The 24,382-nt window shown below is 62.9% G+C and carries 25 protein-coding genes; 7 read left to right on the top strand and 18 right to left on the bottom strand.

From position 1 onward, the window contains the following. Nucleotides 1-304 precede the first annotated feature (304 nt). The 3 genes from ACFPFW_RS02790 (at nucleotide 305) to ACFPFW_RS02780 (ending at nucleotide 2,273) form a co-directional block, all read left to right on the top strand. Nucleotides 305-1,126, top strand: a complete 822-nt coding sequence (locus ACFPFW_RS02790; RefSeq protein ID WP_162799704.1) for a DUF2066 domain-containing protein — start codon at nucleotides 305-307, stop codon at nucleotides 1,124-1,126. A 92-nt stretch (nucleotides 1,127-1,218) separates the two neighbouring features. After that, nucleotides 1,219-1,419: a hypothetical protein gene (locus ACFPFW_RS02785; protein WP_114957347.1), complete on the top strand. Its 201-nt coding sequence runs from the start codon at nucleotides 1,219-1,221 to the stop codon at nucleotides 1,417-1,419. Nucleotides 1,420-1,472: 53 nt separating this feature from the next. Continuing rightward, entirely contained in the window at nucleotides 1,473-2,273 is an 801-nt protein-coding gene (locus ACFPFW_RS02780; RefSeq protein WP_162799703.1) for an LssY C-terminal domain-containing protein, read from the top strand. Between the two features lie 25 nt (nucleotides 2,274-2,298). On the opposite strand, the gene ACFPFW_RS02775 is transcribed toward ACFPFW_RS02780, so the two are convergent. The 9 genes from ACFPFW_RS02775 to ACFPFW_RS02735 all read right to left on the bottom strand — a co-directional run bounded on the left by ACFPFW_RS02775 (nucleotide 2,299) and on the right by ACFPFW_RS02735 (nucleotide 9,478). Then, on the bottom strand, nucleotides 2,299-3,438 hold the full coding sequence (locus ACFPFW_RS02775; protein WP_114957345.1) for an HlyD family secretion protein: 1,140 nt from the start codon (nucleotides 3,436-3,438) through the stop codon (nucleotides 2,299-2,301). Between the two features lie 6 nt (nucleotides 3,439-3,444). Next, on the bottom strand, nucleotides 3,445-3,615 hold the full coding sequence (locus ACFPFW_RS02770) for a hypothetical protein (RefSeq protein ID WP_162799702.1): 171 nt from the start codon (nucleotides 3,613-3,615) through the stop codon (nucleotides 3,445-3,447). After that, the gene (locus ACFPFW_RS02765; protein ID WP_114957344.1) at nucleotides 3,612-3,962 is read right to left on the bottom strand and encodes a DUF3302 domain-containing protein; all 351 of its coding nucleotides are present in this window, start codon (nucleotides 3,960-3,962) and stop codon (nucleotides 3,612-3,614) included. The genes ACFPFW_RS02770 and ACFPFW_RS02765 overlap by 4 nt, the downstream gene beginning before the upstream one ends. A gap of 12 nt (nucleotides 3,963-3,974) precedes the next feature. Next, entirely contained in the window at nucleotides 3,975-5,363 is a 1,389-nt protein-coding gene (locus ACFPFW_RS02760) for a DUF1254 domain-containing protein (protein WP_114957412.1), read from the bottom strand. Nucleotides 5,364-5,567: 204 nt separating this feature from the next. Beyond that, on the bottom strand, nucleotides 5,568-6,044 hold the full coding sequence (locus tag ACFPFW_RS02755; protein ID WP_379769324.1) for a hypothetical protein: 477 nt from the start codon (nucleotides 6,042-6,044) through the stop codon (nucleotides 5,568-5,570). Nucleotides 6,045-6,090: 46 nt separating this feature from the next. Beyond that, nucleotides 6,091-7,110: an HAD family hydrolase gene (locus ACFPFW_RS02750; protein WP_114957343.1), complete on the bottom strand. Its 1,020-nt coding sequence runs from the start codon at nucleotides 7,108-7,110 to the stop codon at nucleotides 6,091-6,093. A 112-nt stretch (nucleotides 7,111-7,222) separates the two neighbouring features. Next, entirely contained in the window at nucleotides 7,223-8,194 is a 972-nt protein-coding gene (locus ACFPFW_RS02745; protein ID WP_114957342.1) for a formylglycine-generating enzyme family protein, read from the bottom strand. Further along, nucleotides 8,178-8,567, bottom strand: a complete 390-nt coding sequence (locus tag ACFPFW_RS02740; protein WP_114957341.1) for a DUF1622 domain-containing protein — start codon at nucleotides 8,565-8,567, stop codon at nucleotides 8,178-8,180. The genes ACFPFW_RS02745 and ACFPFW_RS02740 overlap by 17 nt, the downstream gene beginning before the upstream one ends. Beyond that, nucleotides 8,564-9,478 (bottom strand): HAD family hydrolase, encoded by a 915-nt coding sequence (locus ACFPFW_RS02735; protein WP_114957340.1) that lies wholly within the window; start codon nucleotides 9,476-9,478, stop codon nucleotides 8,564-8,566. Before ACFPFW_RS02735 ends, ACFPFW_RS02740 begins: the two co-directional genes overlap by 4 nt. A gap of 182 nt (nucleotides 9,479-9,660) precedes the next feature. On the opposite strand from ACFPFW_RS02735, the gene ACFPFW_RS02730 reads away from it, so the two are divergent. Then, a complete protein-coding gene (locus ACFPFW_RS02730; RefSeq protein WP_162799701.1) occupies nucleotides 9,661-9,882 on the top strand; it encodes a hypothetical protein in 222 nt (73 codons plus the stop codon). Between the two features lie 63 nt (nucleotides 9,883-9,945). Here ACFPFW_RS02730 and ACFPFW_RS02725 read toward each other — a convergent pair whose 3' ends face one another. Next, complete coding sequence (locus ACFPFW_RS02725) at nucleotides 9,946-11,487, bottom strand: arylsulfatase (protein WP_114957338.1); 1,542 nt, start codon at nucleotides 11,485-11,487, stop codon at nucleotides 9,946-9,948. A 262-nt stretch (nucleotides 11,488-11,749) separates the two neighbouring features. Between ACFPFW_RS02725 and ACFPFW_RS02720 the strand changes: the two genes are divergently transcribed. Continuing rightward, nucleotides 11,750-11,974: a hypothetical protein gene (locus ACFPFW_RS02720; protein ID WP_162799700.1), complete on the top strand. Its 225-nt coding sequence runs from the start codon at nucleotides 11,750-11,752 to the stop codon at nucleotides 11,972-11,974. A 66-nt stretch (nucleotides 11,975-12,040) separates the two neighbouring features. Here the strand turns inward: ACFPFW_RS02720 and ACFPFW_RS02715 are convergent, their stop codons facing one another. Genes ACFPFW_RS02715 through ACFPFW_RS02705 form a run of 3 tightly spaced genes read right to left on the bottom strand, consistent with a single transcriptional unit; the run spans nucleotide 12,041 to nucleotide 14,517 of the window. Further along, nucleotides 12,041-13,603 (bottom strand): arylsulfatase, encoded by a 1,563-nt coding sequence (locus ACFPFW_RS02715; protein ID WP_114957336.1) that lies wholly within the window; start codon nucleotides 13,601-13,603, stop codon nucleotides 12,041-12,043. Between the two features lie 30 nt (nucleotides 13,604-13,633). Continuing rightward, entirely contained in the window at nucleotides 13,634-14,104 is a 471-nt protein-coding gene (locus ACFPFW_RS02710; protein WP_379769318.1) for a YidH family protein, read from the bottom strand. Beyond that, a complete protein-coding gene (locus ACFPFW_RS02705; protein WP_379769315.1) occupies nucleotides 14,101-14,517 on the bottom strand; it encodes a hypothetical protein in 417 nt (138 codons plus the stop codon). The genes ACFPFW_RS02710 and ACFPFW_RS02705 overlap by 4 nt, the downstream gene beginning before the upstream one ends. A 457-nt stretch (nucleotides 14,518-14,974) precedes the next feature. On the opposite strand from ACFPFW_RS02705, the gene ACFPFW_RS02700 reads away from it, so the two are divergent. Together ACFPFW_RS02700 and ACFPFW_RS02695 are read left to right on the top strand one after the other, a co-directional pair. After that, nucleotides 14,975-15,913, top strand: coding sequence for a SphA family protein (locus ACFPFW_RS02700; RefSeq protein ID WP_114957335.1), 939 nt, complete (start codon nucleotides 14,975-14,977; stop codon nucleotides 15,911-15,913). A 317-nt stretch (nucleotides 15,914-16,230) separates the two neighbouring features. Continuing rightward, complete coding sequence (locus tag ACFPFW_RS02695; protein WP_162799699.1) at nucleotides 16,231-18,018, top strand: hypothetical protein; 1,788 nt, start codon at nucleotides 16,231-16,233, stop codon at nucleotides 18,016-18,018. A gap of 93 nt (nucleotides 18,019-18,111) precedes the next feature. Here the strand turns inward: ACFPFW_RS02695 and ACFPFW_RS02690 are convergent, their stop codons facing one another. From ACFPFW_RS02690 to ACFPFW_RS02670, 5 genes are read right to left on the bottom strand one after another with little or no spacing between them, the layout of a single operon-like run. After that, nucleotides 18,112-20,049 carry an acetoacetate--CoA ligase gene (locus ACFPFW_RS02690; protein ID WP_114957333.1) on the bottom strand — a complete coding sequence of 646 codons (1,938 nt, stop codon included), beginning with the start codon at nucleotides 20,047-20,049 and terminating at the stop codon, nucleotides 18,112-18,114. Then, nucleotides 20,042-21,223, bottom strand: a complete 1,182-nt coding sequence (locus ACFPFW_RS02685) for an acetyl-CoA C-acetyltransferase (protein WP_114957332.1) — start codon at nucleotides 21,221-21,223, stop codon at nucleotides 20,042-20,044. Before ACFPFW_RS02685 ends, ACFPFW_RS02690 begins: the two co-directional genes overlap by 8 nt. 4 nt (nucleotides 21,224-21,227) lie before the next feature. After that, nucleotides 21,228-22,211, bottom strand: coding sequence for a branched-chain amino acid ABC transporter permease (locus tag ACFPFW_RS02680; RefSeq protein WP_114957331.1), 984 nt, complete (start codon nucleotides 22,209-22,211; stop codon nucleotides 21,228-21,230). Continuing rightward, nucleotides 22,208-23,095 (bottom strand): branched-chain amino acid ABC transporter permease, encoded by an 888-nt coding sequence (locus tag ACFPFW_RS02675; protein WP_114957330.1) that lies wholly within the window; start codon nucleotides 23,093-23,095, stop codon nucleotides 22,208-22,210. The genes ACFPFW_RS02680 and ACFPFW_RS02675 overlap by 4 nt, the downstream gene beginning before the upstream one ends. Before the next feature lie 55 nt (nucleotides 23,096-23,150). Continuing rightward, nucleotides 23,151-24,350, bottom strand: a complete 1,200-nt coding sequence (locus tag ACFPFW_RS02670) for an ABC transporter substrate-binding protein (protein WP_114957329.1) — start codon at nucleotides 24,348-24,350, stop codon at nucleotides 23,151-23,153. Nucleotides 24,351-24,382 lie beyond the last annotated feature (32 nt).

Raw genomic sequence — 24,382 nt, 5'->3', positions numbered from 1 at the left:
CATCCGCCGAGTGCGGTCTTATCATGAGATGGGACGAGAGATCGGCAGCCGCAACCGCCGATTCGGTCCGGCGAGAATGCTTTTGTGCAGCTTCCATCGATGGATGGAGGGTCGAATGACGTATTGCCCGTTCGAGACGCTGGCCCTCTTCTTCCGATGAGCCGTCGTCCCGCCTGCAAGCCGGAGCCGCGCTCGAGGGCCGTCGCCTTGTGGCTGAGGTGGCGGCCCGTCCGTTTCGAGGCCATCCTATCGAGGATTGCCGGTCCACGCGGCTCGGATCATGCTCACCGACGGAGGCGTGACCATGACCGGCACAATCATCCGGACGGCGGCTTTCGCAGCCGCGCTCCTGCTTTCGACGCTACCGGGCCACGCCGACGAAACCGTGGCCGATCTCTACCGCGCCTGGGCGAACGTGACGGGCCAGCGGGAGGAAACCAGAAATCCGGCGCTTCTTCAGGGCTTTCGCGATGTTCTGGTGAAGGTCTCGGGAGACGCCCGGCTCGTCTCCGACCCACGAGTTGATCAGCTGTATAGCGCACAAGCGGCGAGCTTCTATTCCTACCGCGACCTGATGGCCGATATCCCGAAGCACGACGAGCAAGGCACGCGAGACCGCCCGTTCGAGATCACCATCGACTACGACAAGACCAGGATCGATGGCGCCCTGGAAGCGCTCGGGCGCCAGCCCTGGAGCGCATCGCGCCCGAGGATCATCATCTTCCTCGCGGTGAAGATCGCCGACACGATCTATGTGCTTTCGGACAAGAACGATTACGGCGATCTGCAGCGGAAATCGTTCGGCCTGGCGGCAAGGCGCTACGGCATCCCGATCGGGTTCCCGAGCGACGGCCTGCTGCGGAAATCCTCGCTCGACTTCAATTCGCTGCTTGATCCCAAGCTCGATGCGCTGGGCGCCACCGCGAAAACGGCCGGTGGCGACATCGCACTCGCGGGCAGTTTGATCTTCAGCGACGAGCTCGCTGGATGGATTGCCGACTGGCGGCTGTCGACCAACGGCACGCCCTATCACTGGGGTATCAAGGGCGTCAATTTCGACGAGGCGTTCAGAACCGCGATCCGGGGAACGGCCCAGATCCTGTCCGGTAACGGAGAACCGGACTGACCCCCGCGACAACCTGTCCTTCCACTCCGTGCCCTATATCGGCGCGTTTCATGCTTCAGTAACCATGCGGCTCTCAAGCGGGATGAACCGACATGCAGACAGAAAGCTCAGCATTTGTCGCTGACGGCGCGGCCACCCACATCCAGGAAGCTCAGTACTGCAATCTTCAGGCTCGGCATTTCGCCGAACTGGCGGAGGGCGCCAAGACCTCCGACGAAAGCTCCTACTACCGGAATCTTGAAGAGCTCTGGCGCTGGCGCGCCGTCAGACAGATGATGGTTTCGGCGGACTGAGCCCAGGCACCACGAGATCTCCTGCGGCGTGCGGCGCCGACAGGGGGCCGAAGGTGACGTTCCGGCTTTTACAGGCTCGGCATCACAAGACCCGAACGCTGCTGATCCTTGCGATCGGCTACGGTCTGCTCGCCTATCTGATCCTCCCGGATCTGTGGGCGCGCTACGAGCGTCGTCATGCCCTGGCCGAGCTGCCGTTCATCACTCGCAATGCGGACGGAATCCCCGGCGATCCGATCAATATCGGCCTCATCGGGACGAAGGCGGACGTCATCCGCAATCTTCACGATGTCGGATGGAGCCCGGCGAATGCCATTACGCTGCGGTCGAGCATAGGGATCGTCGAGAGCGTCCTGCTCAATCGTGCCGACCCGGACGCTCCGGTCAGCAATCTCTTCTACGACAACCGGCGCGAAGACCTGGCCTTCGAGAAAGCGTCGGGCATCAGCGCCGACAGCCGGCATCATGTGCGCTTCTGGAACGTCTACCAGACGGCCGGCGAAGAGCGTGCGATCTGGTTGGGTTCGGCAAGTTTCGACGAGGGCGTCGGCTTCAGCCACTACACCGGAGCGGTTACGCACCGCATAGCGCCGAACGTCGATCTCGAACGCGACGGCCTGGTGAAGGACTTCATCAAGCTGGGATTGGCGTCGGCCGTTTATCGCCTGACCGTCGAACCCGCGGGAACCGAGAGCCGCAATGCGGAAGGTGACCGCTACGTCACGGACGGAAGGGTCGCGGTCGTTCAATTCGGCCAGGCGGCCGCGCCCGGGAAGCCGCCGGAAGAAATCGCGATTCCATCCCTGGCAGCGCTGGACGACGTACTCGAAGGCGACCCCGTCCCAGCGCAATGAGCCGAAGCCGCCGCCGGTCCGCTCCTCACGTTCCCCAGGCCAGATAATTGACGATCGTATCGGTCCGAACCAAGCCTTTGCGGAACATCGCGGCGAACGGCACCCGGTCGGTATAGACCGCACCCGAGCCATGGGCTCCGGCCGGTATTCGGATGTTCGGGTCGTCCAGCCTCAGAACCGCCGCGAAGCGTGGCGGGGCGGTCTGGCCGGTGATTGTCGGGATCACCCCTCCGACGCCGATCTGGCCGCCGCTCGTGATGTCGACCGCATAGAGCACCTTCGCCGGAAATACCTGTCCCGGATACATGCTGAAGATCACCTCGGCCTCGTCGCCCGCATGGACGCCGAGAAAGGCCGATTGCGCGAATGTCGCGATGACCTTGCCACGCTCGTCCGGCTCCTGATCGCAGACGAACGGCATCACCGCCGCTGCGCCGCTGACGATCTGGCCGGGTAGGATGTTCACGTTCGAGACGAAGCCGTCGCAAGGCGCTTTGACCACGGTCTCGGCAAGATCGTCCTGTGCCGAGGCAAGTTGCTGGCGAACCTGCGCGACGGAGGTGTTGACGCCGCCTATCGTCGATTCAAGCTGCAGCCGCGCGCCCTCCTCTCCGGCGGCCGCCGCAGCTTCGGACTGGCGGGCAGCGTCGAGATCGCGCTGGGCGTTGTCGACCGTCGCCTGCGCCACGACCTTCTGCCGGAGCAGGTCCGACTGGCGCTCGTAGGTCATCTGCGCGAGTTCGAGCTGCGCCTGTGCCCGCGCCCGCGAAGCTTTGGCCGCATTGAGCGCGCTCTGCAGTTCAGGCACGCTCTGCTCGGATGCCGCGAGCGCGGCCTCGAGCCTGCTGACCTCGAACTGGAACGGCTTGGGATCGACGCGGAACAGCAGGTCGCCCTTCTTCAACGGCGCGTTCGCCTCGACCACGACCACGGACACTCGACCAGGCTTGGATATGCGGGGCGCGATCTGCACGACCCTATGCAGCACCTGAACGTCTGACGTTCCGGGATGGTAGAAATTCATCGCCATCAGAACGAAGAAGAAAATGAGCGGCCCGGCCGCCGCGAACAGCATCGCCCAAGCGAAGGTCAGCCGGAGCAGCCGGAGCTTCACGAAGATCAGCCAGACGATCGCGGTATAGGCAATGAAGATCGGCCATTGCATCGCGCATCACCCCTTTTGCGTGAGGTGCCGCTGGATCGCATCCAGCCGGGCATTGAGATCGACAAGTTCGTCCTCGAGATCCTCGGCCGATCCGGGCACCGGCACGCCGGGCTTCGGCCGGCTCTCACGCCAATAGAGGAACATGATCACAACGGAGGACAGCAGAGCCGGGATCATCTCGCACCCGCCTTTCCGGCCGGTATGCCGAGCGCACGCTCGATATCGGCAATGCGGAGCGCCGTCCGCCGAAGCGTCGCTTCCAGATCATTGAGGTCCGGCGGTGGCTGCAGCGGCCGGTCGCGTGGCGTGGTCCACGCCCAGACCAGCGCGATCGGCCAGAGCGGCGGAAACAACAGACCGAGCCAGCCGCAGACGGTGATCGCCGAAGCCTGCGGATGACCGCGTTTGTGCGCGGTCTCGCCCGGCAGCCTGCCGAGCCAGTAGATGACATAAACCATCGCGATGAAGAGGCCGATGACGATGACCAGGCAAAGCCACCAAAGCCAGTCGAACCCGGCTTCCATACGATCCTCCCGTCATTTGACCTTCTTGATTGCCGGCGGATTCCAGCGGCCGTTTGCGACCGGCGCTTTCGGCGCATAGAGACGAAGCGTCAGGCCAAGCTCGCCGCTCGCCGGAGCCGGAAGCCAGTTCGCCTCTTTGTCGGGACCGGGATTTTCGTTCTGGATGTAGAGGTCGAGCGAACCGTCCGCGTTGAATTTCAGCGCATCGCGATCGCCGATCGCGAACCGGTTAATCGGGTTTGCCACCTGGAAGCCCTGTGCGTCGTACATAGTCAACGACCAGAAGGCGTCGACGGGCGGTATGTCGTCCTTGGCGAAATGCAGGACGTATTTTTTGTCGCCGGTGACCTTGTCGCCGTCCGCGTCAGCGATGTTCAGCGGGTAGATTGCATCCTCGACCTGATTTGCGCCAAGGCCGGCCATCGCGATGATCGCGCGCTTGAGATAGTAATTCCCGTAGACACCCATCGTGTCGGTGTTCATCTGCCAGCCATTGGTCACGCGGGCTATCGTCGGGACCTTCTCCTTCATCAGCTTCAGGCCGTCCGAAGCGCCGCCGGCCAGCGCTGCTGCGTCGGCCTTCGACGAGTCGAAGCTTTTGCCGGGTTCGATGCCGATCCGTTTCAGGCGAGCGATGGTCGACCAGTCGCTTCCATGCGGCGGGTGCATTTTCATCAGCTCGGCGCCGTACTTGAAATAGTCGGCGGCCGACATGTCGTTGACCTGATCCAGCGGCGGGGTCTTGAGGTCGGCAGTCGTATCGATCGTGTATTTGACGGGAGTCGGAGACTTCCCCCAGTCTTCCAACGAGGTAATCCTGTAACCATCCTGGATCTTGTGGACGGCGGCATAGTCCTGCACCCCGTTGGTCTGCGTACGTCCGATTACCCAGACATACGGAGTCGAGGCGTCGATCCTCTGCAGATCGGCGGGAAGCGTGCCGGACCAGCCGGGAGGCACGACGGCGAAATTGGCGGCGTCAGTTCCGGTCGTCCGCTTGCCCGGCACGGCGAACACGTCGGTCCACATGTCCAGCATCGGCAACATGTAGTAGCGACCGCCGGTATCGGGGGCCGAGACGACGACCGGGCCCCTGGTCAGGTCCAGCCAGCTGCTCGAATAGAGCGTGTCGAAGTTCGGTCGCACGACCACGCGCATATCGGCCGAGGGAAATGCCTGGACGTTCTTGAACGTGTTCGGTGGCCCGCCGATCGGCGAGGTGGCCGGATCAGCATTGACGAGTTGCTTCCGCGTCACGTCCATCGAGATCAGCGGATAGAGGTAGATATATGCCTCTTGGGCGATGCCTCGCGCTTCGTCGACCGAAGGCGATTGGGCGAAGGCCGAAGCAGCCAGTTCCGCGGCCGGGATAGCAAGCGATGCGACAGCAGACTTTTCCATGACTCCGATCTCCCGAGTTGTGTCTGAAGCGATGTCCGGTCTTCCAAAAGCGCCGAACAGGCCTCGGTCGGCGAAGACAATCAGTTCGTTGGCGTCGCCTCCGGAAACGTCCACGTTCCGTCGAGTATTTCGGCCCGCGGCCTGTACCTTCGTTGCAGGCGTGCACCTGCACCACCCATGAAGGCGGTGCAGGTGGACCAGTCTCTACGGGCAGTAGTCCCAGAAGCCACTGCGGCGACTCGGGCTGGTGTAGTACCAGCACATGCCGGGAGCCGGAGCGTTGGCCCATGACACCGCCGCGGCTCCAAGGAAGCCGAGCGCGGCGCCCGCCGCGACCGCTCCACCTGGACGCCAGTAATACCGGCCGGGACGAGCCCAGCGTCCGGGACGGTAGCCGGGTCTAACACCCGGCCGAACACCGGGCCGAACACCCGGTCGAACGACCGTAGTACGCCGCGCGACGCCGCCACGCGGGCCGCGAACCGTGGTGCGGCGCACCGTACGACCTCGGGCCTGGACCTCGGTGTAAAGCGGCGTCGCCTGACTGGCGATCGGAGCGACAAGAGGGGCCTGGTTGAGGGGGGCGGCAGTTCCGGCGCCAGGCAACCAGAAAGCGGAGCCTGCCAGCAGCACCACAGCCAGCAACGACGTACGCGCCGTTGTCGGAAGACGTCCTGTCATTGTTCTCTCCTTCTACGTCCCCACCCCTCGTCCGTTTTCCCGCCTCTTAATTCCCTGCCGGCGCGACGACGGTCTTCCAGTCGGCCCTGATGCTGACGACGTGGAAGCCGTACTTGCCGGCCGCATCGAGCGAGTAATTGTCCGACTCTTCGTATGAGAATTCGCGCGCCGCATCGTCGTGATCGATGAGGAGCTGGAAGCTCGGGCCGACGCGGTCCTTCGACCAGCGCATCATTGCGATGTCGCCGCGGCCGCCCTCATTGCCGGCGACGAAGACCGGCCGCGTTCCAAGGACGAGATTGAGCGTGACCGGCTTGCCTTTGCGATCGTTCAAGTGGTCGATCAGGGAGTCGAAGACGAGGACGCTCCGGCCGTTGCGCTCGACGAATTTGGTCTCGAGGTTGCTGCCCATGACCTGATGCGGCGGGATGCCGAACATCTCCTCGGCCATCTGCCGGGTGAACAGGACGGGGCTGCCACTGCAGATCCAGGTCGAGAAGCCATTCGCCCGCAGCAATGCCAGCACCTCCATCATCGGTTGGTAGACCGCCTTGGAGAACGGCACGTCGAATTTCGGATGCACGGCGCCGTGCATGAGGGTGGCGACGTTGGCGGCGACCTCTTCGGTCGTCTTGCCGTCCGCCACGGCGGCGATGATGTCATTGATGCCCTGCTGGCCGGCTGCGAGGACACCCGCCTGGTCACCCTTCAGCAGGGCTGAGATCGCGGGTTTTTCCTGCAGGATCGGGTTCTTCACGACCGCCTGCTTGAGGTCGGCGAGGATCGGGACGATCGCCGCCGGCATAGGCCGTTCGGGAATCAGGGTCCCGTCCATGTCGAACACGGCGATGCGCTCGGCCGGCGGCACGAAACCGGGATTGTTCTGCGTCGACGACGCCACGACGAAATCCAGGATCGCCTGTTTGGTGACGCCCTCGTTCCATGAGGGCAGCGGGTCGGTCTGCGCATACGCGCCGAATGCCCCGAGCGACACGATCGCCGAGACGACAGCCGCAAGCAGGGCCTGGAATCCGGGGAACGTCCGTATTCTGAACGCGTACGACATTATCGGACCGCCGTTAAGGAACGGTCCGGAGCTTTCCGCTTTTCGAGAAGGACGGCCAGCTTCAGAGGGCTATGTTACTGTAACGAGACGTAACGAAAGCCGGATTTCTCAATCACTTATCTTGCCCGGCGGGAGCGTCGGTCACGCAACGAAACCCGACGTGAGAGGTCGATGTGTCGACCGGCTCCGGATGTCGCGCCGCCGGGCGATAACGCCGGCAATAATTGGGCGCGCACAGATGCGATCCGCCCTTCAGGACCTTGCGCGGAATCCGGATTTCCGGCTGGCAGCGATCGTAGCTCTCATTTTCTCTCGGGCCGCGCGGATTGAGCGGCACGCAACAGGTCTTCGTCTCGTCTGCGGGGTGATGATCGACGAACCAGTCCGATGTCCACTCCCAGACATTGCCGATCAGGTCGTGAAGGCCATATCCGTTCGCCGGAAAGCTGCCAACGGGCGAGGTCCGCTCATAGCCGTCCTCGGCCAGGTTCTGCCACGGGAACTGCCCCTGCCAGGTATTGGCCATCGCCTGCCCGTCCGGCGCGAAGGTATCGCCCCAGGCGTAGTCGGCATCCTTCAGCCCGCCGCGCGCGGCGAATTCCCATTCCGCCTCGGTCGGCAATCTCTTGCCGGCCCACTTCGCGTAGGCCTCTGCATCGGAATAGGCGACGTGGACCACCGGGTGATCGTCCAGTCCGTCGATCGAGCTTCCCGACCCGTACGGATGGCGCCAGTCCGCGCCGGCCATGAAGTTCCACCAGTTGGACCAGTTGCGCAGATCCACCGGTCCCGACGGCTGCATGAAGACGAGCGAGGACGGCCGCAGCATCTCCGGCTTCGCGCCGGGATAGTCTTCGGCGCGGGGCGCTATCTCGGCGAAGGTTATGTGACCGGTCTCCTCGACGAAGGCGCGGAACTCGGCGTTCGTCACCGGCGTCCGCTCCATCAGGAACGCATCGACCCGCACGCGATGGACGGGCTTCTCCTCGGCGTAGTGATGGTTCGAGCCCATGTTGAATAGGCCGCCAGGAATGCGGGCCATGCCGGGCGGCGCCGCGACTTCGGGCTCAAGCAGCATCGACATCGGCAACCTCTCCCTTGCGTGGCGTCAGCCCCTCGCGATTACGCTCGCGAATCTCGGCGAGATCGCGGTCGAGAAAATAGTTCAGGAATGTCCGGATCACCGCGATCGCGCCCAATCGTCCGACCGTCTGCCAGTCGGGAGCGACCGAGGTCTCGAGGATATCGGCGGCGAGCTGGAAGGTCAGGCCGGCCACGAGCCAGCGCGCATAGCGCAGCCAGATCGCGCGCCGCTCCAGACCATCGTCCCGGGCCGTCACGACATGCAGGATGACCATGCAGGCCGCTTCCACCGTGCCGTAGACGATGACGCAGAGGGCGATGAGATCGATCGCGAGCGTCGATGCTTCGGTAAGGGAGACGAGAAGCTCGCTCATGCGACGAACACCTCTTTCCGGTCCCGAGCCATGCTGACGACGCGGATGCCATAGGCGGCCGCATTGTCCAGCGCCTCGGTCAGCGGACTGAGCTTGAAGTCCCGATCATAGGCGAACTCCCGCTCGGCATCGTCGTGATGGACGAGCATTGCGAGGCGCGGTCCCTGGCCGGCGAGCGCGTATCGCATCATCGCGAGATCGCCATCCGAATTGCCGAATACGAAGATCGGCCGGCGGCCGATATGCAGGCCGATATTGACGACCTTCTCCTCGCGGTCGTCGAAGCTCCGCAGCTCGGCAAGCTTCCTCAATGAGACCAGCTTGCCGGCGGCCTCGAATGCTGTCTTCACGCTCGAGCCGACCACCTGTTCGGGCGGAATGCCATAAGCGAGCTCGGCGAATGCACGGATCAGATCGATCCCCCCGCCGGACACGATGAAGGTCTTGAAGCCGTTCTCCCGCAGCAGCGCCAGAAGCTCGACCTGCGGCTGGTACACGCATTTGACGAACAGCCGGTCGAGCTTCGGATTGCGCGCGGTCTCGAACCAGGAGCGTGCAATGTCGGCGAACTCGTCGACCGTCATCCCCGCATGGGTCGCGAAGGCGAACTCGAACACGGCCTTCTTGCCGAGGGCATGGATCGTCGCCGTATCGTGTTCGAGAAACGCCTTGTAGGGCTGCTTCTCTTTCAGGTCGGGGCTTTTCTCGACGATGTTCGCGAGCTGCGCGAAGGCGAAGAAGACCTGCGTCTGCATCGGAAATTCGCACCACAGCGTGCCATCGTTGTCGAAACAGGCGATGCGTTCCGATACCGGCACGAAATCCGGGCTGTCTCCATGTGAAACCCGCGCGACGAAGTCGAGGATGGCGTCCTTCGAGGGCCCATCATTCCAAGACGGGAGATGGTTCATACCGCTCTCCGTACGGAATCAGCCCTGTCGGTCGTGTGATGGAATCCACGTCTATGAAGAAATGGTGACATATCGCCGCCAGCCTCTGGATAACGCCCGAAGGAGAACCGAACTGGGCTTTTGAGACGGAAAACCGCATGCCAGCGTGAGAAGGGCGCGGCGATTGCGCAGGAGTTAGGATTTTGGCCTTTGACCCTATGCCCGCCAGCGGCAGCGGCGGGAACGAACCTTGGTGCTCGGCCTGTAATGCGCCGATCACAAAGGAACAGCGCAGCGTTCACATCCGTTTCGACAACGACCCGCATGGCCACAAGGGTCTGACGGGGCCGTATCACGAGCGATGCAGCAAGCCGTTCGCGTCGCTTGCGCATGTCGTCAATCTCAACTGGTTCGGCCGGCTCTAAACGGATCATCTCAAGCCTCGCGGAAGCAAAAGGCGGCGGATCGCTCCGCCGCCCTTCGAATTGCTAGTCTCCGCCTGGCGACTCCGACATCTTCGCCATCGCATCGTCGATGGTGAAGCTGTTCGGCTTCTGCACGACCGGAAACTCCCGGAAGGTTTCAGCAAATTTCGCCGCGACCGCCTGAACCGCGTAGATCAGATAGACGTGGTGGACCATCCAGTCGTTGTAAGTATTCGACGTTATCTTTGCGAACTCGAATGGGTCTGTGCGCAGGTTGAAGATATTCGGCACCCTGAGCCGCACGAATGGGTCGCGCCAGACATCAAGCGTGCCGGGCGTACGCTGTTCCATGAATACGATCTTCCAGTTGTCCATGCGGATCGCCAGAACGTCACCGTCATCGCTGAAGTAGAAGAAGAAGTTGCGCGGACTCTTCTTCTCCTGCCCCGTTAGGTATGGCAGGAGATCGTAGCCGTCGATGTGGTTCTTGTAGGTACGCCCGATGGCCTTGTAGCCACTCTTCAGCTTGTCCACGACATCGGACGCGCCCGCCATTGTGAGGAAAGTCGGTAGCCAGTCGTGATGCTGCACGATCTCGTTGCTGATCGAGCCGGCCTGAATCTTGTTTGGCCAGCGCACGATCAATGGCACCCGGAACCCGCCTTCCCAGTTGGTATTCTTTTCGCTACGGAACGGCGTCGTGCCACCATCCGGCCAAGTATTGCGGTGCGGACCGTTGTCCGTGGAGTACTGGACGAACGTATCGTCGGAGATTCCGAGTTCGTCGATAAAGTCGAGCAATTCCCCGACACTCTTGTCGTGATCAATCATCGTGTCGTGATAATTCGACTGCCAACGGCCCGCCTGACCGCGACTTTCATTCTTCGTATGCGTGATGAAGTGCATATGAGTAGTGTTGACCCAAACAAACCACGGTTTGCCTGCATCGTTCTGGCGCTTGATGAAATCCTTCGCCGCCGCGATGAACTCGTCGTCGCAGGTTTCCATGCGCTTCTTGGTGAGCGGGCCGGTGTCCTCGATCTTTTGTTTGCCGACCTTGCCCCAGCGCGGCATGACGGTGGCGTCGTCCTTGTCGGTCGCCCAGGAATGAATGACGCCGCGGGGACCGAAGTTCTTCCGGAAGTCCGGGAAGTCCTTCTCCGACGGATAGTCCTCCATCTCCGGCTCTTCTTCCGCGTTCAGATGGTAGAGGTTGCCGAAGAACTCGTCGAAGCCGTGATTGGTCGGCAGCATGTGATTGAGATCGCCGAGATGGTTCTTGCCGAACTGCCCCGTCGCGTAGCCCTGCTCCTTGAGCAGCGCGGCGATCGTGACGAGCTTCTCCGACATACCCACCGGCGCGCCCGGCATTCCGACTTTGGAGAGCCCGGTGCGGTAGCAGCTTTGTCCCGTGATGAACGATGAGCGCCCGGCGGTGCAGGATTGTTCGCCGTAGCTGTCGGTGAACATCATGCCTTCCCGAGCGAGGCGATCGATGTTGGGCGTCTGGTAGCCCATGATGCCGTGCGAGTAGCAACTCAGGTTCGAGATGCCGATATCGTCGCCCCAGATGACGAGGATATTCGGCTTTGCTTTTTCTGCCATTTCCTCATTCTCCCTTGACGTAGGTGGTTGGGCTCCCGCATCCGCCGAGTTCCGGTGCTGAATGTGCACGACTTCGGCAACGGGGATTCCGTGCGGAATCGACCCTGTCGCCTGTGTGGCGGAATCCACATTTGTGAAGAAATGACGACGGATCGTCGCTGGCCTCTGGATAACCCACGGAGGAGATCCGATCTGGGCTTTGGCGGCCGGATACGGCATGCCAACTTATGAAAGGCGCGGCGATCGCGCAGGAGTTGGAATTTTGGCCTTTGATCCCATGCCCGCCAGCGGCAGCGGCGGGAACGAACCCTGGTGCTTGAGCTGCAAGACGCCGATCACCCAGGACCAGAGCAGCGTGCACATTCACTTCGACCACGACCCGAACGGCCATCAGGGCCTCAGCGGCGATTACCACGAGGCGTGCAGCAAGCCGTTCGCCTCGATCGCGTATGCGCTCAAGGCCCTGAGCTCTTTCGGTCGCTTCTAATACCGACATCTGCATCCTCGCGAGCGATGAGGGCGGCGACGTCGGTCGCCGCCCCGTTTCCTGCGGCTAGTTGTTCGAGGTCCTTGCCGCCTCCATCTTCGCCATCGCGCCTTCGAGCGCCTTGTGCAGGCTGAGCGTGTCGGCGCCCTGCCGCGGCGGGTAATCCATCAAGCTCTTGAGATGCTCGCGGATGAACGATTGGGCGGCGGTCGGTGCCCACATTTTCTGCGCGAAGAATTTCCGCCCGGCATATCCCCATTCATGGGATTCCGGATCGATCTTCTCCATCGGGTCCATCAGCAGATTGAAGACGTAGGGCACGCTCGGATAGTGCTTGTCATTCCACCAGCTCCCCTCCGACTTCACACCGATGTGCATTTTCCAGGGTCCGACACGAACGGCCATTAGGTCAGTCTCGTCGTAATAGAAAAATGCCTTTCGGGCCGACTTCTTCGACGTGTCGGACCAGTGCTCGAGGTTGTTGTAGCCGTCGAGATGGACCTTGTAGTTCGTGCCGTTCATCTGGTGGCCGTTCAGGAGATCATCCTTGAGGCCGGGCAAGCCGGCGGCGGCCGCGAGCGTGACGAACAGGTCCTCGTGGCTCTGGATGCCATTTGAGATCGAATGCGCCGGAATCTTGCCGGGCCAACGGGCCAGGCAGGGAACGCGCAGGCCGCCTTCCCAGGTTGTGCCCTTCTCGCCCCGGAACGGGGCGTAACCGCCGTCCGGCCACATCAGGAGTTCGTTGCCGTTGTCGGTCGTGTAGACGACGATCGTGTTGTCGGCGACACCCAGCTCTTCGAGCTTGTTCAGCAGCGCGCCGACGTGCTCGTCGTGCTCCAGCATCTTCGCCCGCACGACGTCTTCTTCGGCGCGCCCCTCGTCGACGGCCATCTGCACGTATTTCTTCTGTGGATGCGACCAGATGTGAATGGCGGTCGAATTGAACCAGCAGAAGAACGGCTTGTCTTCCTCGCCGACCTTGTCGAGCCAGTTCAGCGTGTGCCCGAGCACCTCCGAGTCGAAGGTTTCCATCCGCTCGCGCGTCAACATGCCCGTGTTTTCGATCTTCTGCTTGCCCACACGGCCGAACACGGGATCGGTCTCAGGGTCGTCCTTGTCGGTTGCCCACGCATGCAGCACGCCGCGAGGGCCGTACTTCTTCAAATATGCCGGATCCTTCTGACCCGGATAGTCGAGTTCCTCCGGCTCTTCTTCCGCGTTGAGGTGATAGAGATTGCCGAACCATTCGTCGAAGCCGTGCACGGTCGGCAGAAACTCGTTGCGATCGCCGAGGTGGTTTTTGCCGAATTGGCCGGTCGCATAGCCTTGCGTCTTCAGCACTTCGGCTAAAGTCGGATCCTCCTTCTGAATGCCCCGAGGCGAACCCGGAATACCGATTGTGGTCATGCCGGTTCGCACCGGCGTCTGGCCCATAATGAAGGCTGCCCGGCCCGCCGTGCAGCTTGCCTGGCCGTAGTGATCGGTGAAGATGATACCTTCTCGACCGATACGATCGATGTTGGGCGTATTGCCCATCATGCCGTTCGCGTAGACACCGACATTCCACATGCCGATGTCATCTCCGAATATGACGAGAATGTTCGGCTTCTTTCCATCGTTAGCCATTACGCACCTCCTGTGACGTGGAGAGGATCCTCACCCGAACGGGCCGACGCGAAACACCATGCTGACGATCGCTGCGAGGCCGATGAGCAGCAGGATGACCGCGGTGAACAAAGTGAGTGATGGGGGGAACGGGCTGATGCCGCGGATCAAGCCCTGCTCCGTCATGTCCTTCCGCTCGACGCGGAGGGCCAGCATGAATTGCAGGTGGTAGACGATGCCGCCGACCAGCATGACGATGCCGAGCGCAACCAGCGCCACGCCAAAGTTGCGCGCAGGCGCGGCAGTGGTCAGCACGTCCTGATCCCGCATCTTCTGGAAGAACTGGAAGATCGTGAAGCCGAAGCTGATCAGCGACAGCGAGGTGCGGATCACCGACATCAAAGTGCGGTCGGCGCTCATCCGCGTCCGCTGGAACGACATTCCGGTGCGGCGCGACGACAGCAGGACCGAAATGTCGTCCTTGCCTCGCGGCGGATCGAAGGAGAGGTGTTCGTCGCTCATGACCGGCGCTCTTGATGCTGACGGCGAAGCCACCAGCCGGCGAGCCGCCGGAACGGCCCGCGCAACAGCAGATAGGGCACGAAGCAGAGAAGCAGGACGACGACGATCGTCTCCAGCGGCGTGAACTTCGCCAGCACGAAATACTGGTAGGCGAAGTCCATCAGGAAGCCGAGGCCGATGACCCTGGCGGTCGCCTTCAGGCCTTCCATCAACGACGCACTGCGCCGCTCGGCATCGTTCAGGATCGTCCAGAAGTACGGGGGCGTTCCACCCTTTGCGTCCTTGATGCCGTCACGAAACGCGAGGAGTGCGGACATCACGGGCTGGAGATAGAAGCGAAAAGCGAAAGGGCCGTCGGGGCGGTCCGCGATCTCCCGCCAGAACAGGCTGAGCATGTCCGACAACGCGCTCATGCCCGCCACCTCGGATCAGGGCAGAGGCAGGACGGCAGGCAGTCCGAGGGCGGAAGACGCGAGAACATCGGGGACACCGCTCGTCATGACGGGCCGGGCAAACATTTCGCGTTTCGATGGTGATGACCAGAACTCGAAGGCTATGTTACGGTAACAGCCCGCAATAAAACCCATATTCTTCTGATACTTGCGAGTGACGTCTGAAGAAATCACTCGACGTGGAACACCATGGAGAATGTAACCGTAACAGACTTCATCCTCCCATCGATCAGGCGTGAAATGATACTTCGTCGTTGCGTCGTGCGTCTGATCCACCCGGCAGCAGAAGCCGCTGCAACCACGAACATCTTGGGGACGTGTAGAACCCCGGATTGAAACCAGTCCGGGAAGTTTCCAGTCTTCGAAGGGGATTCGTCGGCGCGCTTCAGCGGCGGCGGACGGACGCTTGGGGGTTATCATGCGCAACGTACATGCCGCCTTGACGCTGACGGCCGCTCTGGCAGCGGTTGCGCCACATCCGGCTGAAGCCACCGAAGGCGCCGCCGGCCGATACATGCCGGGCCTGTATGCCCAGCCAGGTGCCGGCATCGTTCCGCCCTTCCCCGGCGCCTACTGGGGCGTCTCGAACATCGTCTACAGCGGTTCGGCCAACTTCAATATTCCGATCGGCGACAACATCGCTGCGGGCGTTGACGCGACGGTCTGGACGACGGCGCTTGGCGGTGTCTTCGTGCCGAAGCTCGAACTCGGCGGCAACTGGACCTATGCCGTTTCAATGGTCCTGCCGTTCGGCCGGATGGAAACTGCGGCGTTCGTTGGTCCTTTCGAACGCACCGATGTGCTGGGAGGACTGGGTGACATCCAGATCACACCGCTTCTCTTCGGTTGGCACAACGACACTGGCAATACGTTCTTTTCGGCCGGCCTGACGGTCACCGCTCCGACCGGAAATTACGATCCCGACAAGATTGCCTTCGTCGGCATGAACTATTGGTCCTTCACGCCTTATGTCGCCGCCACGCATATCGATGCGGCGCACGGCATCGACTATTCGGCCAAGTTCGGCATCGATTTCAACACGACCAATCCGGATACCGATTACTACAGCGGCGCGATGGCCCATCTCGATGTCGCCATCACGAAAAGCCTGACCGAACGGTTCTCGGCGGGCATTTTCACGGGTGTGCTCTATCAGATCGAAGACGATGACAGCACTTTCGCCGATCTGGTCGGCGGCTTCAAAGGCCGCTCTGTCGCCGTCGGGCCGGTGCTCAAATACAAGGCCAAGATCGACGATGCGGAGGTGGACTTCAGCTTCAGCTGGGCACCGGAAGTTCATGTCGAGAACCGGCTGAAGGGCGACGCCTTCTACTTCAACATGAGCGGGAAATTCTGAACCACTCCAAATGTAGGAGGCGAGGACAGGGCGGCATGCCCGTCCTCGCCTCTTTTGTCGGTGGGTGAGGGTTGTGCACCGACGTCCCGCGACAGGATTCTTTTGCGATCGGTTGAAGTCTGAAGTCAGGTGCGGCCGAGGGCTAGCCTCTTACGGTTACTTTACGTCGCGCCTGAAGGTGGTAGGCTCGATCACGTCGAAGTTGAAAGAATTGTCCGCACAATTAAGGCGAACCGACAACTTTGCGATGACGATCCGGCAAATCTTTCAACCCGATAAACCCAGGATACGTGCTTACCGGACTGCTTGAGTGATGCATGAAAGGGTGGTTCATGCGGCGGCTGCAACGACAAGCAACGGAAGAATGCCGACCGAAGCTCGCCCTGGTTTCCTCCGACAGCCAAAGTCCGGTGGAAGCGGAAGAGGCTTATGACGTCCTCGAACGTCTGCTGGCCGACGACCGGCTCAGATTGTCCGAACGCAATCGCCGCTTTCTTCGCTTTGTCGTCGAGGAGACGCTCGCCGGCCGTTCGGAGCGTATCAAATCCTATACGATCGCGGTCGACGTCTTCGGCCGCGGCGAAGCCTTCGATGGCGGACAGGACCCGATCGTCAGGATCGAGGCGAACCGGATCCGGACAGCGCTCAGCGCCTATTATGAGGGACCCGGCGCTTCCGAGGGCATCCGCATCGAACTGACGAAGGGCGGTTACGTACCCACCTTCTCCCGCAGGGAGGACGAGCCGCAGCATGTCACCGAGCCGGAGCAGACCTCGCGGCTCTCGCTGACAGGAGCACCTGTTCCAGACGGTTCACCCGTCATGACCCGTCCCTGGTTTCTGGCGTCATGCGCCGCTGCTTTCGCGGGACTGTTCATCCTCGCCTTGGCGGCGTCGAACTGGACCGACCGAAGCCGCAATTCCGGTCCGGCCATCTTCGCGTTGCGGGAGGTTCGCAGCCTCACTCCGAACGAGAGCGGCTCGCAGGTCGCGCATGGCCTCACTCAATCGCTGGTCTCGAGTATTTCACGCTTCTCCGGTATCCGGCTCGTCCTGATCGACGACCGGATGGACATCGAAAAGCTTACCCTCCAGAACCCCGCGAACCGGGTCTATGCAATCGACTCTACAGTCCGCATGGGCGCATCTTCGATGCGGTTCTGGTGGAGCGTCTCCGATGCCCGCAACGGCGAGACGATCTGGTCAGAGGTGATCGACCGCGGATCGGCGGAAGACGCGGCCGAGACGATCGAAGATCATATCGCCGGCCAGGTCGCTGCGAGAATAGCCGAACCCATCGCGACCGGCCGCGCGGCAACGTTCACCCTGGCCACTGCGCCATCGGGGGACAGCTATGAATGCGTGCTCCAGGCGCGGGCGCAGCTGTCCGATCCGCAGCGGCAGCGCGGATCTCAGGTCAGACACTGCCTTGAACAGGCAATAGGCTTCTCACCGCAATATTCGGACGCCTGGGCATTGCTGGCGATGACCTATGTTCACGAAAGCACCGCGCTGGCCGATCGCACGGGGATGCCCCCCTTCGACCGGATGGCCCTGGATGCGGCGGAGCGCTCGGTGCATCTCGCGCCGAGATCGAGCCTCGCTTATCTCGCGCTGTTCTCGGCACAATTCCGGCTCGGCGATTTCGGCGCTGCCGACCAATCCGCCCAGCGTGCGATCGAGCTCAATCCGAACGATCCAGAGATTCTCTACCAGAGCGGCGCGCGTGCCTATGTGCGCGGTTCGTACAACGAAGGCATGGCGCGCATTCGCCAGTCGATTGACCTCACCGCCCGCCCGCGCACCGGTACGCAGTTCTTCCTGGCGCTGGATTCATACCGGCTCGGCGACAATCAGAAGGCGCTGGAGTTGATCGGACCCGCCGCGTCGAGCGGCCTGCCCTTGCCGCAGACGCTGATGGCCGCGATCAATGCCTCGCTTGGCCGTACGGAAATCGCCCGCTCGAACGTCCGCGACCTTCTGAAAGTCTACCCCGGCTATGAAACACGGCTCCGCTCGGATTTGGCCCAGCTTCAGCATTTCAACGGCGAGCTGACCGAGCTGATCGTCGACGGAGCGCGCGGGGCGGGGTTGGCGGTTAGGTAAAGGTCCGCCGAATACGAAGGGCGCTGTTTCCATCCTCATTCCGGCCGCACCGCTACGACGTCCGCACCGACGAGCTCGTTCAGCGGTTTACCTTTACTCCGCCAGCGCCGCCAAGCCTCGGTAGAGCGCCAGGCATTCCGGATTCGCCAGCGCAGAGTCGTTGGCGATGGAGCGGCCGTGGATGGTGTCGCGAACGGCAAGCTCGGAGATCTTGCCGGAACGGGTGCGGGGGATTTCGGCGATGGCGATGATGCGGGCCGGAACGTGGCGGGGCGTGGCGCCGGTGCGGATGCGCTGGCGGATGGTTTCGACCAACTCATCCGACAATGCCGCGTCGTCACGTAGGCGGACGAACAGCACGATGCGCTGGTCGCCCTCCCAATCCTGTCCCACGGCGATGGATTCGAGCACTTCGGGGATGGCCTCCACCTGGCGGTAGATCTCGGCCGTGCCGATGCGGACGCCACCCGGCTTGAGCGTGGTATCGGACCGACCTTGGATGACGAAGCCACCCGTGACGCGTTGCTCGGCGAAATCACCATGCGCCCAGACGCCGGGAAATCGTTCGAAATATGCGGCGCGGTAGCGCTGATTGGCGGTATCGCCCCAAAAGCTAAGCGGCATCGAGGGGTGTGCGACGCGGGAAACGAGCTCGCCGGGCACGCCGGTGACTTGCCGGCCGTCGCTGTCGAAGGTCGCCATGTCCATGCCGAGCATCGGACCCTGCAACTCGCCGCGCCGCACTGGCAGCGTCGGCACGCCGCCGAGAAAGCACGCACAGATGTCGGTGCCGCCTGAGATGGAAGCCAGATGCAGGTCCGGTTTCCAGTTCTCGTAGACGTGGTCGAAGCTTTCCGGGAGCAGCGGCGATCCCGTGGAGAGCAGCGCGCGCAGCGACGTGAGGCAATGCGTCTGCCGCGGTCGGATGCCGGCTTTGCGGCAGCTGTCGATGTACCTGGCCGAGGTGCCGAAGATGGCGATGTCCTCGGCATCGATGAGATCGGCCATGCGGGTTGGGCCGGGGAAAGCCGGGTTGCCGTCGAAGGTGACGAGGGTGGCGCCGGCAGCGAGGCCGGTGACCAGCCAGTTCCACATCATCCAGCCGCAGGTGGTGTAATAGAACAGCCGGTCGCCGGGGCGCACGTCGCAGTGCAGTACGTGTTCCTTCAGATGCTGCAGCAGCAGTCCCCCGGTCCGGTGGACGATGCATTTCGGTTTACCGGTGGTCCCGGAGGAGAACAGAATCGCCAGTGGCGCATCGAACCCCTGCCGGTGGTAGCGGATGGTGGTGGGTGCGTGAGGAGCGACCCAGTCCGCGAGCGTGACAGCGGGACGGGAGAACCTCGCGTCCGGGGCCGGTTCGCCGATCAGAACGATCCGTTCAACTTCAGCGGTCTCCGCCACCGCGTTGATGCTCTCGGTGATGTCGAAGCGCTTGCCGGAATAGCTGTAGCCGGGGACCGCGACGATCAGCTTTGGCCCGATCTGGCCCAGCCGATCAGCGGCACCGGAGGGACCAAAATCGGGGGAGCACGAGGCCCAGACCGCGCCGATGGCGGCCGAAGCGAGATAGACGGCAATGGCCTCGATGTCGTTGGTGACGATCGCGGCGATGCGGTCGCCGGGGACGATGCGGGAGGCGGTCATCGCCTGGCTGACGCGCGAGACGAGGTCCTGCAGTTCCGGCCAGCTCAGCTCGCGGCGGGTGCCGTCGTCGCGATGTGCGATGATCGCGGGTCCGATGCCGGGCCGGGCGAGCAGGTTCTCGGTATAGTTCAGCGACGCTTCAGGGAAGAAGCGCGTGGCGATCTGGTCCGGGCCAGGCGCATAGGTGCGGGAACCCTTGTCGCCGATGATGCCGAGGAAGTCCCACAGGCGACTGTAGAATGGCTCGGGCTCGGTGACGGACCAGCGGTGGAGACCGGCGTAGTCGGTGGCGGCGAAGCCAGCCTCTGTGGCGAAGCGCGCCATCGCGGTGCCGCCGATACGCTCCAGAGACGGCTGCCAGAGTATCTCGGCCACCTCAGTCACGCTCGACCGCCATCGCGATGCCCATGCCGCCGCCGATGCAGAGGGTCGCCACGCCTCGCTTGGCGTTGCGCTTGCCTAGTTCGTGCAGCAGCGTGACCAGCACCCGCGCGCCCGATGCGCCGATGGGGTGACCGAGCGCGATCGCGCCGCCATTGACGTTCACGCGGGCGGGATCGAGGCCGAGTTCGGAGATCACCGCAAGGCTCTGCGCGGCAAAGGCTTCGTTGATTTCCCAGAGATCGACATCGGCGGCTGACCACCCTGCCCGCTCGAGCGCCTTGCGGCTCGCGGGGATGGGACCGAGCCCCATCACTTGTGGATCGACGCCCGCATGGGCCCAACTCGCAATGCGTGCAAGCGGGGCGAGACCACGGCGCGATGCCTCCGCCTCGCTCATCAGCACCAGCGCCGCCGCGCCGTCGTTGATGCCGGAGGCATTCGCGGCGGTGACGGTGCCGCCCTCGACGAAGGCGGGCTTGAGCCTGCCCATCGCCTCGAGGCTTGCGTCGTGGCGGATGTGCTCGTCGGCATCAATGGTGACGTCGCCCTTTCGGGTATCGATCGTCACTGAGACGATCTCGGGAGCGAACCGGCCGCTGCGCGCGGCTGCCGAGGCCTTCTGCTGCGAAGCGAGCGCGAATGCGTCCTGCGCGTCGCGGGTGATCTGGTGCGCCCGGGCGACGTTTTCCCCGGTATTGCCCATCGGGTAGCCGTAGAAGACATCATTGAGGCCGTCGCTGGCGAGAGTGTCGCGGAAGGCGATGTCGCCGAATTTCTTGCCTTGTCGGAGCACCGCGACATGCGGGGCGTTGGTCATCGACTCCTGCCCGCCAGCGACCACGACGGACGCGCTGCCGGTGGCGATCTGCTGATGTGCGAGGACCACCGCGCGGAGGCCTGAACCGCAGACCTGATTGACCACCGCGGCGGGTGCTGCGTCGGCGAGGCCCGCGCTGCGGGCGGCCTGTCGAGCCGGGTTCATCCCCTGCCCCCCGGTCAGGACCTGGCCGAGAATGGTCTCGTCGATCTCATCGGGCGCCACACCGGCGTCGGCCACCGCGGCGCGAATGGCGGCGGCGCCGAGTTCGTGGCCAGCGAGAGGTGCGAGCACGCCGTTGAGCGAGCCGATCGGGGTACGCCGGGCGGCGACGATGACGGTGGAACTGGTGGTCATTTCTTTACAGCGCCTTCTTTGTCCAGCGAGCGATTACGCCGATGATGCCCTCGCGGAACAGCAACACGGTGACTACGAACACGATGCCCTGGAGGATGGTCACCCAAGCCCCGAAGCCAGCGAAGTAGTTCTGCATGGTGACGATCACCGCGGCCCCGACGAGCGGCCCGAAGATCGTGCCCATGCCGCCGATCAGGGTCATCAGCACCACTTCGCCAGACATGGTCCAGTAGACATCGGTGAGTGACGCGAGCTGGAACACGATGGCCTTGGTGGCTCCGGCGAGACCCGCCAGGGTTGCTGACATCACAAAGACGGCGAGCTTGTATCGATTGACTTTGTAACCCAGTGAAACCGAGCGCGGCTCGTTGTCCCGGATCGCCTTCAGCACCTGCCCGAAGGGCGAGTGGACGATGCGGTAGATCAGCAGCAGTCCGCCGAACACGATCAGCAGCACGACGAAATAGAGGGTGAGGTCGTTGCTGAGGTCGACCAGCCCGAACAGCTTTCCGCGAGGGACCGCCTGGATACCGTCCTCGCCCCCCGTGAACGGCACCTGCAGCGCGAAGAAGAACACCATTTGCGCGAAAGCCAGGGTCACCATGGCGAAGTAGATGCCCTGCCGACGGATGGCGAGCGCACCGATGCCAAGCCCGAGCACGGCGCCTGCGCCGGTCCCGAGAAGGATGGCGAGTTCCGGCGTCAGGCCCCAGACCTTGGCGGCATGGGCGGCGACATAGCTCGCCGAGCCGAAGAAGGCGGCGTGTCCGAACGACAGCAGACCACCATAGCCGAGGAGAAGATTCAGCGCCGATGCAAAGAGCGCAAAGCACAGCACCTTCATCAGGAACACGGGATAGAGCACGAACGGCGCGACCAGCAGCAGGCCGAGAAGGCCCGCGAAAATCACCACATGATGCCTGGGTGTGCTGATGCGGAGGTCGGCCGGGAGCGTCACCGGGTGGGTCTCGGTATTGGCCACGGTCATACGGTCCTCCCGAACAGACCAGCGGGCTTCACCAGCAGAACGAGGGCCATGATGACGAAGATCACCACCGCCGACCCCTCGGGATAGAACACCCGTGTCAGGCCTTCGATGATGCCGAGGCCGAAACCGGTGACGATGGCGCCAAGGATAGAGCCCATGCCGCCAATCACCACCACGGCGAAGACGACGATGATGAGGTCGGCACCCATGTTGGGGTTTACGGAGTAGATCGGCGCCGCGAGCACGCCGGCCAGCGCCGCGAGCCCGACGCCGAAGCCGTAGGTGAGCGTAATCATGCGCGGCACGTTGATGCCAAAAGCGCCGACCAGCGTGGGGTTCTCGGTCGCGGCGCGAAGATACGCGCCGAGTTTGGTCTTCTCGATCGTGAACCAGGTGCCGAGGCAGACGACGAGCGAGGCAAGCACCACCCAACCGCGATAGTTAGGGAGGAACATGAAGCCTAGATTCGTGCCGCCAGAGAGCTCGGCGGGAATGGTGTAGGGCAGGCCCGACACGCCATATTGGTTGCGGAACAGACCCTGGATGATCAGCGCCAGCCCGAAGGTGAGCAGCAGGCCGTAGAGATGATCGAGGTGGTAGAGCCGCGAGATCATCAGCCGCTCGATCACGACACCGGAGGCGCCGACAGCGATGGGAACGAGCAGCAGCGCCCACCAGTATCCGATGCCGAAATAGGTCATCAGCATCCAGGCGAGGAAGGCACCCATCATGTACTGCGCGCCATGCGCGAAGTTGATGATGTTGAGCAGGCCGAAGATCACGGCGAGGCCAAGGCTTAGCAGCGCATAGAACGAGCCGTTGATCAGCCCTAGCAGCAATTGCCCGAACAGCGCCTGCGGCGGAATTCCCAGCAGCTCGAACATGTCGTTTCCTCTAGGGCGGAGCGAGGAGCGGGCCGGAGCACGCTCCTCGAGAGGATCATTTCAGCAGCGGGCAGCCGCCATCGGCGATCGGTCGGAAGGCTTCGGCGGCCGGAATCGTTGCGAGCTTCTCGTAATAGTCCCACGGACCTTTGGAGGCGGCCGGCGCCTTGACCTTGAACAGATACATGTCGTGGATCTTGCGGCCGTCCTCGCGCACCGAGCCTTTGCCGAACAGCGGGTCGGACGTGGGCATCGACTTCATCGAGGCGATGACCGCGGCGCTGTCCTTGCCACCGGTAGCCTCGACCGACTTGAGGTAATGCAGTACGCCCGAATAGACGCCGGCATGCACCATAGTGGGCTCCTTGCCGCCGTGCTGGGCCGCGAACCGGGCCGACCAGGCACGTGTCTCGTCGTTCAGATCCCAGTAGAAGCTCTCGGTCAGCACCAGGCCCTGCGCCGTCTTCAGGCCGAGGGCGTGGATGTCGGTGATGAATATAAGGAGTCCCGCCAGCGACTGGCCGGCCTGGGTGATGCCGAACTCGGCTGCCTGCTTGATGGTGTTGACGGTGTCGCCGCCGGCGTTCGCCAGCCCGATCACCTGCGCGCCGGACGATTGCGCCTGCAGCAGATAGGACGAGAAGTCGGTGCCCGGGAACGGGTGCCTGACGCTGCCCACGACCTCGCCGCCGGCAGCCTTGACCACCGCCGCGGTGTCCTTCTCGAGCGAGTGGCCGAAGGCGTAGTCGGCGGTGATGAAGAACCACTTCTTGTTACCGGCCGCGACCATCGCGCCGCCGGTGCCCTTGGCGAGCGCCCAGGTGTCATAGGTCCAGTGGATGGTGTTGGGCGAGCACTTGGCGCCGGTGAGATCGGCCGAGCCGGCACCCGAGTTGATGAAGACCTTCTTCTTTTCCCTGGTGATGTCGCTCACCGCGAAGGCCGCCGAGGAGGTCGGCACGTCGACGATCAGGTCGACGCCGTCCTGATCGTACCACTTGCGAGCGATGCTGGATGCGATGTCGGGCTTGTTCTGATGGTCCGCCGAGATGATCTCGACTTTGATGCCCTTCGCTGCGGCGCCGAAATCCTCGACCGCCATCCTGGCGGCGATGACCGAGCCTTCACCTGAAAGGTCGGTATAGATACCCGAGCGGTCGTTGAGCACGCCGATCTTGACGGCGGTCTCGGCGAAGGCCGGCCCCGTCGCGAAGATGAGCGCTGCCGAGAGCAGCAATCTCCTGGTGAATGTCATGACCTGGTCTCCTCCATTGTTATTCTTTGTCG

This window comes from Flaviflagellibacter deserti (assembly GCF_042652085.1).
Taxonomy (GTDB): Bacteria; Pseudomonadota; Alphaproteobacteria; order Rhizobiales; family Methylopilaceae; genus Flaviflagellibacter; species Flaviflagellibacter deserti.
Note: the sequence above shows the minus strand (reverse complement) of the source record. Positions and strands in the feature narration are given on the sequence as shown.

Coding starts and splice junctions, on each gene's coding strand:
- ACFPFW_RS02695 (WP_162799699.1), top strand. CDS start 16,231: ATGAAAGGGTGGTTCATGCGGCGGCTGCAACGACAAGCAACGGAAGAA.
- ACFPFW_RS02775 (WP_114957345.1), bottom strand. CDS start 3,438: ATGCAATGGCCGATCTTCATTGCCTATACCGCGATCGTCTGGCTGATC.
- ACFPFW_RS02785 (WP_114957347.1), top strand. CDS start 1,219: ATGCAGACAGAAAGCTCAGCATTTGTCGCTGACGGCGCGGCCACCCAC.
- ACFPFW_RS02735 (WP_114957340.1), bottom strand. CDS start 9,478: ATGAACCATCTCCCGTCTTGGAATGATGGGCCCTCGAAGGACGCCATC.
- ACFPFW_RS02700 (WP_114957335.1), top strand. CDS start 14,975: ATGCGCAACGTACATGCCGCCTTGACGCTGACGGCCGCTCTGGCAGCG.
- ACFPFW_RS02675 (WP_114957330.1), bottom strand. CDS start 23,095: ATGTTCGAGCTGCTGGGAATTCCGCCGCAGGCGCTGTTCGGGCAATTG.
- ACFPFW_RS02740 (WP_114957341.1), bottom strand. CDS start 8,567: ATGAGCGAGCTTCTCGTCTCCCTTACCGAAGCATCGACGCTCGCGATC.
- ACFPFW_RS02790 (WP_162799704.1), top strand. CDS start 305: ATGACCGGCACAATCATCCGGACGGCGGCTTTCGCAGCCGCGCTCCTG.
- ACFPFW_RS02705 (WP_379769315.1), bottom strand. CDS start 14,517: ATGAGCGCGTTGTCGGACATGCTCAGCCTGTTCTGGCGGGAGATCGCG.
- ACFPFW_RS02685 (WP_114957332.1), bottom strand. CDS start 21,223: ATGACCACCAGTTCCACCGTCATCGTCGCCGCCCGGCGTACCCCGATC.
- ACFPFW_RS02680 (WP_114957331.1), bottom strand. CDS start 22,211: ATGACCGTGGCCAATACCGAGACCCACCCGGTGACGCTCCCGGCCGAC.
- ACFPFW_RS02745 (WP_114957342.1), bottom strand. CDS start 8,194: ATGTCGATGCTGCTTGAGCCCGAAGTCGCGGCGCCGCCCGGCATGGCC.
- ACFPFW_RS02770 (WP_162799702.1), bottom strand. CDS start 3,615: ATGATCCCGGCTCTGCTGTCCTCCGTTGTGATCATGTTCCTCTATTGG.
- ACFPFW_RS02755 (WP_379769324.1), bottom strand. CDS start 6,044: ATGACAGGACGTCTTCCGACAACGGCGCGTACGTCGTTGCTGGCTGTG.
- ACFPFW_RS02750 (WP_114957343.1), bottom strand. CDS start 7,110: ATGTCGTACGCGTTCAGAATACGGACGTTCCCCGGATTCCAGGCCCTG.
- ACFPFW_RS02715 (WP_114957336.1), bottom strand. CDS start 13,603: ATGGCTAACGATGGAAAGAAGCCGAACATTCTCGTCATATTCGGAGAT.
- ACFPFW_RS02710 (WP_379769318.1), bottom strand. CDS start 14,104: ATGAGCGACGAACACCTCTCCTTCGATCCGCCGCGAGGCAAGGACGAC.
- ACFPFW_RS02670 (WP_114957329.1), bottom strand. CDS start 24,350: ATGACATTCACCAGGAGATTGCTGCTCTCGGCAGCGCTCATCTTCGCG.
- ACFPFW_RS02725 (WP_114957338.1), bottom strand. CDS start 11,487: ATGGCAGAAAAAGCAAAGCCGAATATCCTCGTCATCTGGGGCGACGAT.
- ACFPFW_RS02765 (WP_114957344.1), bottom strand. CDS start 3,962: ATGGAAGCCGGGTTCGACTGGCTTTGGTGGCTTTGCCTGGTCATCGTC.
- ACFPFW_RS02760 (WP_114957412.1), bottom strand. CDS start 5,363: ATGGAAAAGTCTGCTGTCGCATCGCTTGCTATCCCGGCCGCGGAACTG.